The 14,659-nt window shown below is 45.2% G+C and carries 13 protein-coding genes; 8 read left to right on the top strand and 5 right to left on the bottom strand.

The window, feature by feature from the left end; all coding sequences use genetic code 11:
- Positions 1–35 precede the first annotated feature (35 nt).
- Together L9Q39_RS07090 and L9Q39_RS07085 are read right to left on the bottom strand one after the other, a co-directional pair.
- Positions 36–2,045 (bottom strand): sensor histidine kinase, encoded by a 2,010-nt coding sequence (locus L9Q39_RS07090; RefSeq protein WP_237484394.1) that lies wholly within the window; start codon positions 2,043–2,045, stop codon positions 36–38.
- Positions 2,038–3,474 (bottom strand): sigma-54-dependent transcriptional regulator, encoded by a 1,437-nt coding sequence (locus L9Q39_RS07085; protein ID WP_237484393.1) that lies wholly within the window; start codon positions 3,472–3,474, stop codon positions 2,038–2,040. Before L9Q39_RS07085 ends, L9Q39_RS07090 begins: the two co-directional genes overlap by 8 nt.
- Before the next feature lie 277 nt (positions 3,475–3,751).
- On the opposite strand from L9Q39_RS07085, the gene L9Q39_RS07080 reads away from it, so the two are divergent.
- From L9Q39_RS07080 to L9Q39_RS07055, 6 genes are all read left to right on the top strand, one after another.
- The gene (locus L9Q39_RS07080; protein WP_237484392.1) at positions 3,752–4,609 is read left to right on the top strand and encodes an ABC transporter substrate-binding protein; all 858 of its coding nucleotides are present in this window, start codon (positions 3,752–3,754) and stop codon (positions 4,607–4,609) included.
- Positions 4,610–4,612: 3 nt separating this feature from the next.
- Positions 4,613–5,311 (top strand): ABC transporter permease, encoded by a 699-nt coding sequence (locus tag L9Q39_RS07075; RefSeq protein WP_237484391.1) that lies wholly within the window; start codon positions 4,613–4,615, stop codon positions 5,309–5,311.
- Between the two features lie 114 nt (positions 5,312–5,425).
- Complete coding sequence (locus tag L9Q39_RS07070) at positions 5,426–6,148, top strand: energy-coupling factor ABC transporter ATP-binding protein (RefSeq protein WP_237484390.1); 723 nt, start codon at positions 5,426–5,428, stop codon at positions 6,146–6,148.
- Entirely contained in the window at positions 6,126–6,728 is a 603-nt protein-coding gene (gene mobA / locus L9Q39_RS07065; RefSeq protein ID WP_237484389.1) for a molybdenum cofactor guanylyltransferase MobA, read from the top strand. The genes L9Q39_RS07070 and mobA overlap by 23 nt, the downstream gene beginning before the upstream one ends.
- A gap of 62 nt (positions 6,729–6,790) precedes the next feature.
- A complete protein-coding gene (locus tag L9Q39_RS07060) occupies positions 6,791–8,560 on the top strand; it encodes a bifunctional molybdopterin-guanine dinucleotide biosynthesis adaptor protein MobB/molybdopterin molybdotransferase MoeA (RefSeq protein ID WP_237485528.1) in 1,770 nt (589 codons plus the stop codon).
- A 39-nt stretch (positions 8,561–8,599) separates the two neighbouring features.
- The gene (locus L9Q39_RS07055) at positions 8,600–8,869 is read left to right on the top strand and encodes a DUF2960 family protein (RefSeq protein ID WP_237484388.1); all 270 of its coding nucleotides are present in this window, start codon (positions 8,600–8,602) and stop codon (positions 8,867–8,869) included.
- Between the two features lie 60 nt (positions 8,870–8,929).
- On the opposite strand, the gene L9Q39_RS07050 is transcribed toward L9Q39_RS07055, so the two are convergent.
- Positions 8,930–9,568, bottom strand: coding sequence for a LysE family translocator (locus L9Q39_RS07050; protein ID WP_237484387.1), 639 nt, complete (start codon positions 9,566–9,568; stop codon positions 8,930–8,932).
- A gap of 124 nt (positions 9,569–9,692) precedes the next feature.
- Between L9Q39_RS07050 and L9Q39_RS07045 the strand changes: the two genes are divergently transcribed.
- Positions 9,693–11,174: a carboxypeptidase M32 gene (locus L9Q39_RS07045; RefSeq protein WP_237485527.1), complete on the top strand. Its 1,482-nt coding sequence runs from the start codon at positions 9,693–9,695 to the stop codon at positions 11,172–11,174.
- Positions 11,175–11,282: 108 nt separating this feature from the next.
- Here L9Q39_RS07045 and L9Q39_RS07040 read toward each other — a convergent pair whose 3' ends face one another.
- Complete coding sequence (locus L9Q39_RS07040; protein WP_237484386.1) at positions 11,283–12,068, bottom strand: hypothetical protein; 786 nt, start codon at positions 12,066–12,068, stop codon at positions 11,283–11,285.
- 174 nt (positions 12,069–12,242) lie between these two features.
- Here L9Q39_RS07040 and L9Q39_RS07035 point away from each other — a divergent pair, with 174 nt between their 5' ends.
- Positions 12,243–13,202, top strand: a complete 960-nt coding sequence (locus L9Q39_RS07035; RefSeq protein WP_237484385.1) for a transposase — start codon at positions 12,243–12,245, stop codon at positions 13,200–13,202.
- 455 nt (positions 13,203–13,657) lie between these two features.
- On the opposite strand, the gene L9Q39_RS07030 is transcribed toward L9Q39_RS07035, so the two are convergent.
- Positions 13,658–14,599: a zinc-binding dehydrogenase gene (locus L9Q39_RS07030; protein ID WP_237484384.1), complete on the bottom strand. Its 942-nt coding sequence runs from the start codon at positions 14,597–14,599 to the stop codon at positions 13,658–13,660.
- Positions 14,600–14,659: the final 60 nt, after the last annotated feature.

The following is a 14,659-nucleotide window of genomic DNA, read 5'->3' as shown; positions in this document are numbered from 1 at the left end:
CAGTGGTTGGAAAGGCGGAGTCATTGAGAGCCAACCTAACCAACCTGAGAAATAATCGTATGCTGCTCCGCTTTTACAGGCAAATACAGCGTAAAGCGACTGCCTTGTCCCAGTGTAGACTCGACTTTAATCTCGCCACCCGTTTCACTCAAAATACTCTGTGAGACGGATAAGCCTAAGCCTGTTCCCTCTCTCTTCGTGGTAAAAAACGGGTCAAAAATACGTTTAAGGTTACTTTCACTAATCCCGCTTCCTTCATCGACAACGTGGATCATAGCGCCCAAAGTTTTATCATTTTCTATCCAATCTTCCGTTTCTAATCGCAATGTCCCCTTACCTTGCATCGCATGGATGCCATTCATCTGTAGGTTCACGAGTACTTGCAATAAGTGATGGCGATTTACCTCGACGGAAACCGAAGCATTAAGCTTCTTAACAAACTGAATATCCCGCTTTTTCGCGCCGGTTCGCACTAAGGTAACGCTCTCTTCAACAATCGGATTAACGTGCTGCCAAGTGATCTGGTCTTGTACGCCGCCTTGACGACTGTATTGCAGCAGGCTGCGGGTAATATTGCGTATACGGTCAATCTGGGTCAGTATCGCGTCAATCTCTTCTTCTACTCGCGGTGCATCTTGAGCTAATTCAAGGCGAATCAGTTCAACGTTGCCAAGAATCACCGCGGTTGGGTTATTAATTTCATGGGCAATGCCTGCGGTAAGCTCCCCTAATGCGGCCAGTTTTTCACTGGTGATCAGTTTATCTTGCGTCTGATTTAATAGCTGAATATGCAGCTCTAGCTGTTCGGTTTTTTCTTTGAGGCTCGCCGTCCGGCTTTCGACTTTACTCTCAAGTTCATGGGCGGCCTCTTGGATCTGTATGTTTCGATATTGCAGTTGATTAAGCATATTATCGAACTGCTTTGCGAGTTGCGTCAGCTCATGCTTATCACTCAGTCCAAGGTCGCCAATTCTCTGCTCATCTTTTCCAATCTGTATTAATTTGACCACACGATGAATATGCTCAATAGGACGAAAGAGATCCCTTGCTCCCCGATAAACGATAAAACCGGAAACCAGCAATAGCAGGAGGACGATCACCGTCACTTCACCCAGATTGGTGATATAGGTTTTAATCAGCGGTGAAATAAGATAGCCGGTGTACAACATGCCAATAATGTTGTCTTGCTTATCTGTTAACGGCTGATAACCAGCAATGTACCACTGGTCATAAACATACGCTTTGTCAGCCCAAACTTTTCCCTCATTCAAGACGGCCTGCTTAACCTCATTCGAGACTAAGGTGCCCGTTGCGCGATGATCGGTTAACTGGGCGCTCGTCGGAACATTCGTAGTAATGCGAAGATCGCCAAGGAAAAGCGTTACAGAACCTTGCTGTTGCGATTTCTGCTGTAACGGATAAACCGTGTCACGCAATTGATCGACCAAAGGATAATTGTTGTTTAGCAGAAAGCCACCATCCAGATAACCCAATAATTCGCTATCGGAGGTAAATACAGGGACCTGTGTCCGACTGACCAGTGAACGTTGCTCTATATAGTCTTGCTCTTGGTGTCTGACTTGCGCACTTGTTGTTAACTGCTGATCAAGCTGGGCTGTTTGTTCGGGAGCTAATACTTGAAAATAAGTTTCCGTTTGTTTATTGAACGACTGCTCCGTTTGCGAGTTTGCAGGGTGCCAGACCAAAAAGTCGAGTTGAGCGGACTGCTTCTGAGTGTTCAGCCATTGCTTAATCTCTTGGGGAGATTCTGCTTGATTGAGCTTATTTTGGAATGAAAAGGAGTTAGCGATATTTTCAACCGTGGCTGCTTTACGATCTTGGATCTGAGTGAGCGTATTATTGGCGCTATGCAGTCGTTCGGTGACATCAACCAAAGCGCTTTGCCAAGTGTAATGTACTGACCAGTATGCCGTAATCGCAAACAAGGCGAGCAGTGTTAGCAGTATCGGCGCAGAAGTTAGAAACAGTAAGCGATAGCGAACCATAGAGCGACCGCGGTACAGCCATTTATTCAGATTACTCATCGCAATCTTCACCGTTTAACCAATCTTTGTACTTGCGTTCAAGGGTTTTACGGGCAACGCCGAGATCTCTTGATGCTGCGGACTTATTGCCATCGTGATGCTCAACCACTTGCTGAATATGAGATTTCTCTACTTTTTTAAGCGACCAGTGACTGGGATAACCGAAACATGACGCACTATCTTGGTTTTGGCGACTGGCTGTCAGTTTAGCTTGTTCGGTGTCAAAATCCCCATTATCGTCAAGCAGATCTGCCGGGGTGCGCTTCAACAAAATACAACGTTCCAGCATATTTCTTAATTCACGTACATTGCCGGGCCAAGAGTAAGCTTGCATCGCCAGCATATCTTGATGTGCCCATTGTGGTTCAGCGACCCCCACTTCTGCCGCGAGTTGACGGGTAAAATAGGGAACCAAGTCAGAAAGGTCGTCGCGGCGTTCTCTCAAAGGAGGAACATCTATTTTTACCACGTTTAAACGATAGTAAAGATCTTGGCGGAAACAGCCCTGCTCGACTTCTTGCTCTAAGCTGCGGTTGGTGGCAGCTAGCACTCGAACATCGACGTTGATTTCTTTTTCACTTCCCACCGGTCGAACGGTGCGCTGCTCAAGAACTCGAAGCAAGGTTGTTTGCATCGTTAGTGGCATCTCGCCGATTTCATCAAGGAATAGTGTTCCACCACTGGCGACACGAAACAGACCTTCTCGACTCTTATTTGCGCCAGTAAATGCGCCGGCAGTATGACCAAACAGTTCACTTTCCAGCAATTCGGGAGCCAGTGCACCGCAGTTGATCGCCACAAAAGGGCCTTTTCTTTGGCTGAACTGATGTAACTCTCTGGCGACTAACTCTTTACCTGTACCCGATTCCCCTTCGATTAACACACTGGCTTTTGACGGTGCGAGTTGTTGAATCAATTGCAACATCTGTAAGGTTGCCTCGCATTGCCCGATGATCTGCTTGCTATGTTTCTGCTGAACTTCTCGAGCTAAAGCGATATTCATGCGCTCGGATAAGCGGCGATCCATACAGCGACTGACGGCTTTTAGCATTTGATCGAGATTAAATGGCTTTAAGATAAAGTCGGCAGCGCCAAGTTTTAAGGCGCTAATCGCCAGTTCCAGATCCGCATAGCCCGTCATAAAGATAACATCGGATTTTTTGCTTGGGTCATTAAACGCTTCTTCCCATTCAGTGCCTAACCGACCTGGCAGATTGATATCTAAAACAATTAAGTCAACGTGTTGCTGCTGGCGTAACTGTTCAGCCTGTTCGATATTCGAGGCGGTTGAGACATTACCAAACCATTTATTGAGGGCTTTGGTCAGAATGGTACGCATACCGGGCTCATCATCTACGATAAGGACCGAGAATGCCGAATATTGTGAAGCTTGCTGGACGGGTGATATTGGGGTTTGTAAAGTGCTCATAACCGACTGTTATTGTTCCCATTTAAAACAAGTGTAGCAACGGAGTTGTCGTTGTAAGTAATATTATTGCGACAATTTGTCTCAATCTAACCCACTAAAATCTAAGTTTGTGAAAATTTAGCAAATTCTGACGGAATTTTTGTTTATTATTATGAAAATTATGGCATTGTCCTCATAATCTCTGAGGGTTTTTACCTACAGGTTGTGAGTAACACCGAATCTCGAAATTTCGTTAAGGAACTTTCGTTAAGGAACTTTGTTAAGGAAAAACACAGTAATGAATACAACAACTTCATTTTCACGCTTATCACGTATAGTCACACACAGCGCACTTCTATTCACGGCGGTTTCAGTTAGCACATTCACCATAGCGAGTGACAATGTACCCGTTGAAAGCCGAGTCAAATTGGCGACCACAACCAGCACTTATCATTCGGGGTTGCTTGATTATCTTCTACCTGAATTTACTAAACAGACCGGTTACACCGTGGATGTTATCGCCGCTGGCACAGGTAAGTCTTTAAAAATGGCAGAAAATGGTGATGTGGATATCGTAATGACACACGCACCAAAAGCAGAAGCGGCTTTTGTCGCTGCGGGCTACGGTATTGAGCCTCGTAAGGTGATGTATAACGACTTTGTGATCGTAGGTCCCAAAACGGACCCTGCAAAGGTAGCAGAGCAGACCACTATTGGCAGTGCATTTGCTACCATAGCGACCACTAATTCTGTGTTTGTTTCTCGTGGCGACGATTCAGGTACTCATAAAAAAGAGCTGCAACTCTGGGCACAAAACAAGATTGAGCCGGCATTCGGTGGCTATCGTTCTGTCGGTCAAGGTATGGGACCCACACTCAATATGGCTTCTGAGATGCAGGCTTATACGATGACGGACCGCGGCACTTGGTTAGCTTACCAAGCCAAGCTAGAACTTAAAATTGTGTTTGAGGGTGACAAGCAACTGTTTAACCCTTATCAAGTCATCATTGTGAATCCAAAGCGCTATACTGACTTGAATACCAAAGGGGCGGAAGCGCTGAGTCAATGGTTAGTGTCAAACAAGGGGCAAGCAATGATCAATAACTACAAAAAGATGGATGAACAACTGTTTGTTGCTAATGCGGACCCACAGTAATTAATGGATATTACCCAAACGACGATGGAGGCGATAAGCCTCCTTTTTAGCTTTGACCAAGATCTTTGGAAGATAGTTGGCGTCTCTTTTTCGGTTTCCCTATCTGCGATCAGTATCGTGATATTACCCGCCATTCTTGTCTCCTACTTCCTTGCTTATCGCCATTTCACTGGCAAATGGTTTCTCCTTTCGGTGATTAATACCTTGCAAGCCGTTCCTACCGTGGTTATTGGCTTATTGCTTTATATGTTTTTATCCCGTTCTGGTCCTTTGGGGGATTGGCAGATGCTATTTACCCAACGCGCGATGATTCTCGGGCAAATGATAATCTGTTTTCCGGTGTTGGTTTCGATGATGCATGGCGCGCTGCAAAGTACCGATCGCCGCGTATTAGAAACGTCCGTCACCCTTGGCGTATCACGATTGCGTACACTCGGTACGCTGGTATGGGAAGCGCGCTTTCCGATCCTAGCGGCGATTATTGCCGGCTACTCTCGTATTGTTACCGAGGTCGGTTGTTCAATGATGGTGGGCGGCAACATTATGGGGTTAACCCGTAATATCCCAACCGCGATTGCGATGGAGAGCCACAAGGGCGCATTTGCTCAAGGTGTTGCGCTGGGGATCGTGTTACTGATTTTAGCGCTGATTCTGAACTTTATGCTGTCGTCGATGCGAGGTCGAGGGGTATTAAGGAGCTAATCTGGCTCAAATTAATTATCTACCACTATAATAACCCCATGGTAGCGTCGACATACCGTGATAATGGGGATTGGCTGTTCAATGGAAGTCCCAGTTGTAGGAGCATGGCAAATAATGACAATACAATTACATGCAACACAGGTATCAATGCGGTTCAAAGACCGTGTGCTTTTTCATATTCCCAGTCTCACGATTGGTCCTAATGAAGCGGTCTATCTCAAGGGCGCGAATGGCGTTGGCAAAACCACCTTATTAAAAATTTTAGCGGGTCTTATCAAGCCCACTTGTGGTGAAATCTTACCCAAGAACGCCTGTTTGCTTGGTCGATTAACGGGCAACTTGGGTCGCAAAGATGTGATCTATCTGCACCAGTCTCCTTACTTGTTTGATGGTAGCGTGTTCAACAACGTTGCCTATGGTTTGAAGCACAAGATTAAAGATGCCCAACTCAAACGTTCAGAAGTGATCAACGCACTGAGAATGGTCGGGTTAGAAACCCTCGCGGATGAACATATTTCGGTATTGTCCGGCGGTGAGAAACAGCGCGTAGCAATGGCACGTGCTTGGGTGCTTAAACCCTCAATCTTATTAATGGATGAACCTAGCGCGTCACTCGATAAAGAATCAACCGCCAAACTGGTAACAATGGCGCAAGACTTATTGGCTCACGGTTCTAGCATCGTGGTGACCAGTCATCATTCCAATGAACTCACCAAGTTATGCCACAAACAGTGGTGGATAAAAGAGTGTACCTTGGTAGAATCGCCATTATTACAAGTCATCGACAAAACCAATCACAACAGAGAGAGTACCTATGTTGTCTCCAACTCAGACTAGTTGGGTAATTTTGGCCGGCGGGCAAGCCTCACGGATGGGGGGCAATGATAAAGGATTGATTGAGTTTCGTGGGCAACCCTTGATTGAGCATGTCTTTTCTCGCCTTATTAAACAAGTGGACCGAGTGTCTATCAACGCGAATCGCAACCTTGAGCGTTATCAGCAATATGCCCCTGTTATTACCGATACCTTTGCTGATTATCCGGGGCCTTTAGGTGGCATTCACGCTGCTTTGTCCGCCGCCGACACCGATTGGGTCGGTTTCGTCCCTTGTGACAGTCCTTTTATCAGCGATGATTTAGTGAAGCGGTTTTGTGACAGTGTGACAAATGAAGCGGATATTCTCGTCGCACACGATGGTCAGTTCCATCAGCCTGTGTTTACTATGTTCCATAAGAGAGCACTCGCACCATTAGAAGCTTTTCTTGAGCGCGGTGACCGGAAAATTATCTTACTCTATAAAGAGTGTCACACTGAGTATGTCGATTTCTCACAACACCCAGCGTGTTTTATCAATTTAAATACGCCAGAAGAATTGCAGCAACTCGCTGCACAAGACATTAGCTGCACAAAACATTAGCTCCACAAAACATTAGCTCCACAAAACAATAATCGCATAAGACAATAATTGAGCGTCCAATGATAAAAAAAACCATCAATAACGTCCCTATCCTTGGTTTCGCCGCTTATAGCGGCACCGGAAAAACCACCTTACTCGAAGCACTGTTACCGTTATTAACCGAGTCTGGTCTTCGTGTTGGTGTGCTAAAACATGCTCATCATAATTTCGACGTTGATAAACCGGGCAAAGACAGTTATCGCCTACGCAAAGCGGGTGCGAGCCAGATGTTGATAGCCTCTCGTTATCGTCATGCGCTAATGACCGAGACACCCGAGGCGGAAGCCGAGTTTGAACATTTGCTGGCTCGCTTTGATCATCAAGGCTTAGATCTGATTTTGGTTGAGGGCTGCAAGAATATCGCCTTTCCCAAGATAGAGTTAAACCGACAGCAAGTGGGCAAACCGTGGTTATATGTGAACGACAACAACATCATCGCGATTGCCTGTGACAGTCAACCAGAAACGTCGCTGCCTACGGTCGATATTAATGATCTTTCAGCAATTAAAGCTCTAGTCATCAACTATCTTGATGCCGACAGTAAAGCCTCGGCTGCCAACTGTTGCGATACCCTTTCCCCTGCACTGCTTTCGGTGACTCAGGGACAACAAAAGATCCTTGATGCGATCCCTTTATTGAAGCAAAGCGAATCGGTTGAGCTAGAGCAAGCTTTAGGTCGTGTTCTTGCCACTGATATAGCCTCGCCAATCAATGTGCCTGCATATACTAATTCGGCGATGGATGGCTATGCCATTCGTGGTGACGATATTGGGTCGAGCGATTTTAAAGTGGTTGGCTCTGTAATGGCGGGCTACGGTTTTGAGGGCGAATTGCAAGCGGGTCAAGCGATCCAAATTATGACTGGCGCGCCGATGCCAAGCGGTGGCGATACGGTTGTGATGCGTGAGCAAGCCGTGACTTCCGCCGATCGAGTCTCTTTTGGCGAAGCCGTCATTAAGCAAGGTCAGAATGTGCGTCAGGCGGGTGAAGATTTAGCACAGGGTAAACCCGTGTTTACTGCTGGCACCGCTATCAAATCGGCGGAACTTGGTATGATTGCCTCGTTGGGTATTGACCAAGTATCGGTCATTAAACAACTTAAGGTGGCGGTGTTCTCTACTGGTGATGAAGTGCAAGCGCCGGGTTCGCCTCTTAAAGCAAACTCTATCTACGACTCCAATCGTTACACCATAAAATCCATGTTAACCCAGTTGGGCTGTAACATCTTAGATTTGGGCATTTTAGCGGATGATGAATCCGAGATGGAGCAAGCGATCGTCACCGCAAGTGAGCAAGCGGATATGATCATTACCTCTGGAGGCGTCTCCGTTGGCGATGCAGACTTCATTAAAAATGTGCTAGAAAAACGCGGTAATGTCGATTTTTGGCGTATCAATATGCGTCCCGGTCGCCCTTTGGCCTTTGGACATATTGATCAGGTGCCGTTCTTCGGTCTGCCGGGCAACCCTGTGGCGGTGATGGTTTCATTTATTAATTTTGTCGAACCCGCGATTAAGAAAATGCAAGGTGTCCGAGAGTTTACGCCACTCAAAGTCACCGCGATAGCGTCGGAATCCCTACGTTCTCGTCAAGGTCGCACCGAATTTAGTCGAGGTATCTACGACTTCGACCCACAAAGCGGGCAATTGAGTGTCAAAACCACAGGTAAACAAGGCTCTGGTATTTTACGTTCGATGAGTGAAGCGAACTGCTTAATCGAAATAGCGCCTCATGTGGATATGGTAAAAGTCGGTGAAAGCGTGACAATTATCCCGCTTCAAGGCAGAATCTAGCGCCTGTCCATATTTCAATTAGATTTAGGTAAACAAATTATGGCTCGTACCATCATTTATCAATATAAAGACCAAGAGAAAACACTGACGTTTTCGTATCAACAGCACCGTAATATTCACGAGGCGGTAGCGGAAGCTGAAGGTATCGACCTGACTGAATTTTTGAAAATGGAACAGCAAATTGAAGCGATATCCGACACCAAAGCCGTGCGTAACTATCGTGACAATCACTTCAAAAAGTTGGGGTTTGGTAAGTTCACCTTAATGCAGAAAGAGAATCATGGTGTTGGCAATAAACCTCGCGATTAATTCTGCATCTTGAGGTCACTTGACTATAAGTTAGGCGGAGCCTTTGACGCTCTGCTTAGCTTAAAACTCCCCCTTTTCAAACAGCAGCTTTATCCCCAGAATCACTAATACCGCGCCAGTAATCCCTTCCATCCAGCGCATAAAGCCACTGCTATTGAGCAACTTCTTAGCACCGTTCAACATCGCCGACAGCCCGCATTGCCAGATCATTGCAATAATAAAATGAATGCCCGCCATCACAAGCGATTGAATCAACGGTGAATGTTCTGGATTAACAAATTGGGGTAAAAAGGCTAAATAGAATACCGCGGTTTTAGGATTAAGCACATTAGATAAAAAGCCCTCTCGCAAAGAGCGCAACACTGAAAGGTCTTGCTTTGTGCCAACATCGACCCGAATTCCTTGCGGTGTGGTCGCAGCACGTAAACTGCCGATCCCAAGCCAAATTAGATAGGCTGCCCCAACCGCTTTGACTAGGTAAAATAGCTCCGCTGATTGGGTTAATATAAACGACACACCCAGCGCCGATAAGGTGGCATGGACAAATAAACCCAGGCAGATACCGAAACTGGTCACCGCACCATCAGAAAAACCGGCTCGACTGGTATTGCGTAACACCAGTGCAGTATCCAATCCGGGTGTTAATGTCAGTATGGTGATAGCAATAATAAATGCTTCAAAATTCAAAATATTTAGCACGTCCTACAAGCTCCATTTGCTGATCACGCTGCGAGTGCCATAGTCATTATTGATTATCCGATACTTTTCGCTATCAGCAATACGTGTTAACTTGGCTAGATCATTGATGTACAAGGGTAAAGAAATGGAATATTACACCAAACTTGTCGAACACTATAAAACTATTTCTAACTTCGGCCACCTATCTGCGATTAGCGGTTGGGATGCAGCGGCGATGATGCCATCCGGTGGTAACGAGGCACGTTCGCAAGCGATGGCTCAGCTTTCACTGCACATTCATCAACTCTCTACCGCACCTCAACTGGGTGAATGGTTTGATAAAGCGCAGAGTGAGTCACTGAATTCTGAACTAAGTGCCAGCTTGCGCGAGATGCACCGCACTTGGCAACTAACGACCGTGGTTCCCGAACAATTGGTAAAAGCCAAATCATTAGCTGGCTCGAAATGTGAACATGCTTGGCGAACTCAACGTGGAGACAACGACTGGAATGGCTTTAGCGCCAACTTTGCCGAGGTCGTTAACCTTTCTCGCCAAGAAGCACAAATTCGTGCCGACGCAACCGGTCTGACCCCTTATGACGCTATGCTCAATATTTACGAGCCGGGCACGACCACAGAGCAATTAGACAAGCTGTTTGGTGATCTCACCAGTTGGTTACCTGATCTGACTCAGCAAGTCATCGACAAGCAGAGCCAAGAAAAGGTATTGATGCCAAATGAGCGCTATTCAATCGAGCAACAGAACAAACTCGGTCTTGAAGTGATGAAGCTACTCGGCTTTGATTTCAACCATGGTCGCTTGGATATCAGTTCTCACCCATTCTGCGGTGGCGTGCCGTCAGATGTCCGAATAACGACGCGCTACGATGAGCAGGATTTTACTCAATCGCTTATGGGCATCGTACATGAAACCGGACACGCGCGTTATGAGCAAGGTCTACCCAACGGTTTATCAGGGCTGCCTGCGGGTGAAGCGCGTTCTATGGGCATCCATGAATCTCAGTCGCTGCTGTTTGAAATGCAACTTGGGCGTAGCAACGAGTTTATTAATAAACTTTCACCACTTGCGACGCAACTGTTTACTGAAAACAACGCCGCCACATTTGAAGTCGCAAACCTGCAAAAGATCTACACCCGCGTTCAACCGGGCTTTATCCGCGTCGATGCAGACGAACTCACCTACCCTGCACACGTGATCCTACGCTATGAAATGGAGCGTGATTTGATGAACGGCGTCATTGAATATCAAGACATCCCTGAATTATGGAATATCAAGATGCAGCAATACCTTGGACTTTCCACGCAAGGCAACTTCAAAGATGGTTGTATGCAAGATATTCATTGGACAGATGGAAGCTTCGGCTACTTCCCAAGCTACACATTAGGCGCGATGTATGCAGCGCAGTTTATGGCGGCAATGAAGCAAACGGTGAATGTAGATGAAGCGGTTCGCAGTGGCGACCTTACGCCAATCTTCCATTGGTTAAGTGAGAATATTTGGAGTAAAGGTAGTTTGCTAACGACGGATGAATTGGTTAAATCAGCAACAGGGGAAGTGTTGAATCCTTTATACTTCCAACAGCATCTTCGCTCACGTTATCTTTAAAGCGATATTGCCCTATTACAACATACCGCTTCCATGGGAAGCGGTATGTTGTCTTTATTGATCGTATTCGGTTGACGATCAAATCACCCGCTTTACATATAGCACGGTTTACTCACCCACTAAACTCAAAGCGTATTCACGCAGAACCCTTGCATTGTCTGCGTAGTGAGCATTGCCACAAACTATGCTGCCATAACTGATGGTTGGAGATGAATAAAAGGGGTGTGTTTGGTCAGCGTACGCCATGATCGTTCCTTTCCCACCGCAAATATAGCCGTAGGAGTACTTTTTCACTTTGTGTTTTACGCTTAGCGGTAGTTGATTTGATAGATCAAATGGCATTCCGTCAGTTTGAGTGGATAACGTATCCATATCATGACTTGCCCAAGCCAAATGTCCTAGCTCATGCTCTAATACATGATCTTTACATGTCAGACCAATAGTAAAAAATTTGGCATAAACCGAAGCGTTAGTTTCACCGCACCACTCACTGGTAAATTTAGAAAGATTTGTCTTATAGATGAGTCCATAAAACTTAGCTTTAGCATTGTTTAGTGCTTCGATTTCTTGCGGGTAATAATATTCTAAGAAAGCATGAACAACTGACAACTCTTCACTTTCTTCACCCAAAATTTCGGGTGTAAAGATAATTTTATCCAATGTTCTCGTAAGCGGAATGCACGAATTCTGCAAAGCTTGGTTAGAGAAATCCAGCCAACGCTGAATATGCCCCTCAATATCGACCACTTCATAACCTTTAATCACTGAATCTGAGATGAAAAAGGTTATTGGTGTCTCGACCACGGCTTCAATCTTACATTTAGGCAACTTTACTTCATTAGCGTGGACTTGCCAGCATAGCAAAAGCAACCCTGATACGAATATTGACTTCATCTATTGTCGATTCCTAAACAAAAAAACAAAAAGAAAACAAAAAGGACAGGCATATTATGAAAATGGATTAGTAATTTCATAAAACTTCAAAGTCTCCCGTAAAATTCTGTTGGGATCCAGCTTTCTATCAATCGGTGGGTTATATTGGTGAAAATTTCACCGTCGGAGCCCATCATGACCCAAGCTAGAAGTCAGCAAGTCTGTTTAGAAGCTACACCGTACTATCACTGCGTTTCCCGCTGTGTTCGCCGTACATTTCTGTGCGGTTATGATGAACAATCACAAACAAGTTATGAGCATCGGCGAGGCTGGATACAGTCCAGAATCAAACAACTAAGCCAAGTTTTTTGTATCGACATCTGTGCCTATGCAGTGATGAGTAATCACTATCATGTGGTGGTACATATCAATCAACAGCAAGCGAAAGCATTGTCGGATTTTGATGTGATTGAGCGGTGGAGTCAGCTTCATACAAAACCCTTGCTAATACAGCGCTTGCTTTCAAATCAGATAAACAGTGTTGCCGAATTAAACGCAGTCTATGAAATCGTAGAGCAGTGGCGAGAGCGCTTGTACAGCCTTAGTTGGTTCATGCGCGAGCTGAACTTTGACATTGCGATGAAGGCGAACCGAGAGGAGGACTGCACAGGACACTTCTGGGAAAGTCGCTACAAAAGTCAGGCACTATTAGATGAAAAAGCGCTACTTGCCGCTATGGCTTATACCGACTTAAATCCCATTCGAGCAAGCACGGCTAAAAGGTCAGAAACATCAGACTATACCTCAATTCAAGACCGCCTCAAGGCTCTGAATCGGGGGCAACACACCGCACCTTGTCTTCATCCGTTTGTGGGAAGTTCAACTAATGACATGTTAGCAGGGATCCCGTTCAGGCTGATGGATTATCTGGAACTAGTCGACTGGACTGGGCGACAACTCAGGCAAGGAAAAGCGCGTATTAACCCCGAGTTACCTCCCCTTCTGCAAAGACTGAGTCTTACGCAGCAAGAGTGGCTAAAAGTGTGTACTCAACTTGAAAAACAACGTGCAACTTTAGTCGGCGGCAAAGCCAGTTTTCCCTCAGTACTCATAAAGATGCAAAGGCATCGAATGTGTGGCTACCAACTCGGATAATGTCATTTAAAAACTTTGTAACTGGCATCAGCAACTAAGGCTGAGAGTTGGTGTGGTTGTTATCCTAAGATTTTCCTCACTTTGAAGGTTATCGGCTTAATCTTACTCACAAACACCATACGCTAGAATCTAAGCAAAGCGGATTTGACGTTGTTGTAAAATTTACTTTTTAATTTGCCTGTCCTTTTATTCTTTTTTTATTCTTTTTTATTCTTGCTACTCCTAAGAACTATCGTAGCAATCAATTGGATTTTCGGAGACATTAAACGGTCAAGCAAAGGGAATTATGCTTTGCAGTTCAAGTAAACCCAAGTTTAAAGAATTTCAACTACTATCCTGAGCAAACGAGGTGGGTAGGCTAAAAGTCGTAGATACAAGTTTTACTCCCCCCCATCTATCTAGGCAATGTTTAGGGAGCCAGTTGTGTGGCTCCCAGAAAAAATGGAGAGTACATTTTAACTCAATGTGACCACCGTTTTTAATTTGGTAAATTCACTATGTTCCAATGCATCAAACATTTTCTCGAACGCAAGAGTGATTGGAAAACCAACTTCAACGCTGCCATTCGCAACACGTTTAAGTAACGCTTCACCATTTTGCATCAATGTATACCAATCTTTTTTATCACCAAATTCATGTAATGCTCCTAGAGCTATTTCGTGGTAGGAAATAGTACGGGTAAATGGAGGATCAATGGGTTTAGGTATGCGATCTTGAATACAGATAATGTGTCCATTAGCTCTCAACAGTGGCACTAGATGGGCGGCATTTTCTCCACTTATCGCATCAAAAATAGCGAAATATTTAATGCTGACTTGAGATTGTTCTCGATAAACCTGACGAATGCCTAGCTTTTCTGCATGCTCTTCGTTCAGACTCGCAGAGACGACATCAACAACATAACCAGCATTAACCAAGAGTTGGGATAGCAAATTGTTAACCGCCCCAAAACCAACAATAAGCACTTCTCTCTGTTGAGTTAATGGGATCTTTTCAAATGCTTGCCATGCAGTAAGCATCGGACAAGGCAGTGCCGCAGCCAGTTCAAACGATAAGCTTTCAGGCAGCATCATCACTCTATCAGCACTCAAAACTGTATATTCAGCGAAGCTACCATAGTGATTAAGTGAAGCATGATACGCTACTCGACACCCAACGAAACTGGTATCAACTTTAGCTCCTACTTGTACAATGATACCAGCGCCATCAACACCAGGAACATGACCATTAGACCAATTTAAAGGGTTAGCCTTGATAAATTTCCAATCGACAGGATTAATGCCAATCGCTTTGTTTTCCACCAAGATTTCGTTGTCATCTAAAGTTGGCTTTTCTGCCTTACCCAGTGTAAGACTGCGTGTCTCCGACTGATATTGCCAAATTTGATATTGTTCCATCTCATTTCCGTTTATTTAATGAAAAAGATAAGGCACCAAAGAGTTACTCTTGGTGCCAAG

This window comes from Vibrio hippocampi (assembly GCF_921292975.1).
GTDB lineage: Bacteria > Pseudomonadota > Gammaproteobacteria > Enterobacterales > Vibrionaceae > Vibrio > Vibrio hippocampi.
This window is presented reverse-complemented; position numbering and strand designations above follow the sequence as displayed.

Coding starts and splice junctions, on each gene's coding strand:
- mobA (WP_237484389.1), top strand. CDS start 6,126: ATGTTGTCTCCAACTCAGACTAGTTGGGTAATTTTGGCCGGCGGGCAA.
- L9Q39_RS07040 (WP_237484386.1), bottom strand. CDS start 12,068: ATGAAGTCAATATTCGTATCAGGGTTGCTTTTGCTATGCTGGCAAGTC.
- L9Q39_RS07045 (WP_237485527.1), top strand. CDS start 9,693: ATGGAATATTACACCAAACTTGTCGAACACTATAAAACTATTTCTAAC.
- L9Q39_RS07080 (WP_237484392.1), top strand. CDS start 3,752: ATGAATACAACAACTTCATTTTCACGCTTATCACGTATAGTCACACAC.
- L9Q39_RS07085 (WP_237484393.1), bottom strand. CDS start 3,474: ATGAGCACTTTACAAACCCCAATATCACCCGTCCAGCAAGCTTCACAA.
- L9Q39_RS07075 (WP_237484391.1), top strand. CDS start 4,613: ATGGATATTACCCAAACGACGATGGAGGCGATAAGCCTCCTTTTTAGC.
- L9Q39_RS07055 (WP_237484388.1), top strand. CDS start 8,600: ATGGCTCGTACCATCATTTATCAATATAAAGACCAAGAGAAAACACTG.
- L9Q39_RS07070 (WP_237484390.1), top strand. CDS start 5,426: ATGACAATACAATTACATGCAACACAGGTATCAATGCGGTTCAAAGAC.
- L9Q39_RS07035 (WP_237484385.1), top strand. CDS start 12,243: ATGACCCAAGCTAGAAGTCAGCAAGTCTGTTTAGAAGCTACACCGTAC.
- L9Q39_RS07030 (WP_237484384.1), bottom strand. CDS start 14,599: ATGGAACAATATCAAATTTGGCAATATCAGTCGGAGACACGCAGTCTT.
- L9Q39_RS07090 (WP_237484394.1), bottom strand. CDS start 2,045: ATGAGTAATCTGAATAAATGGCTGTACCGCGGTCGCTCTATGGTTCGC.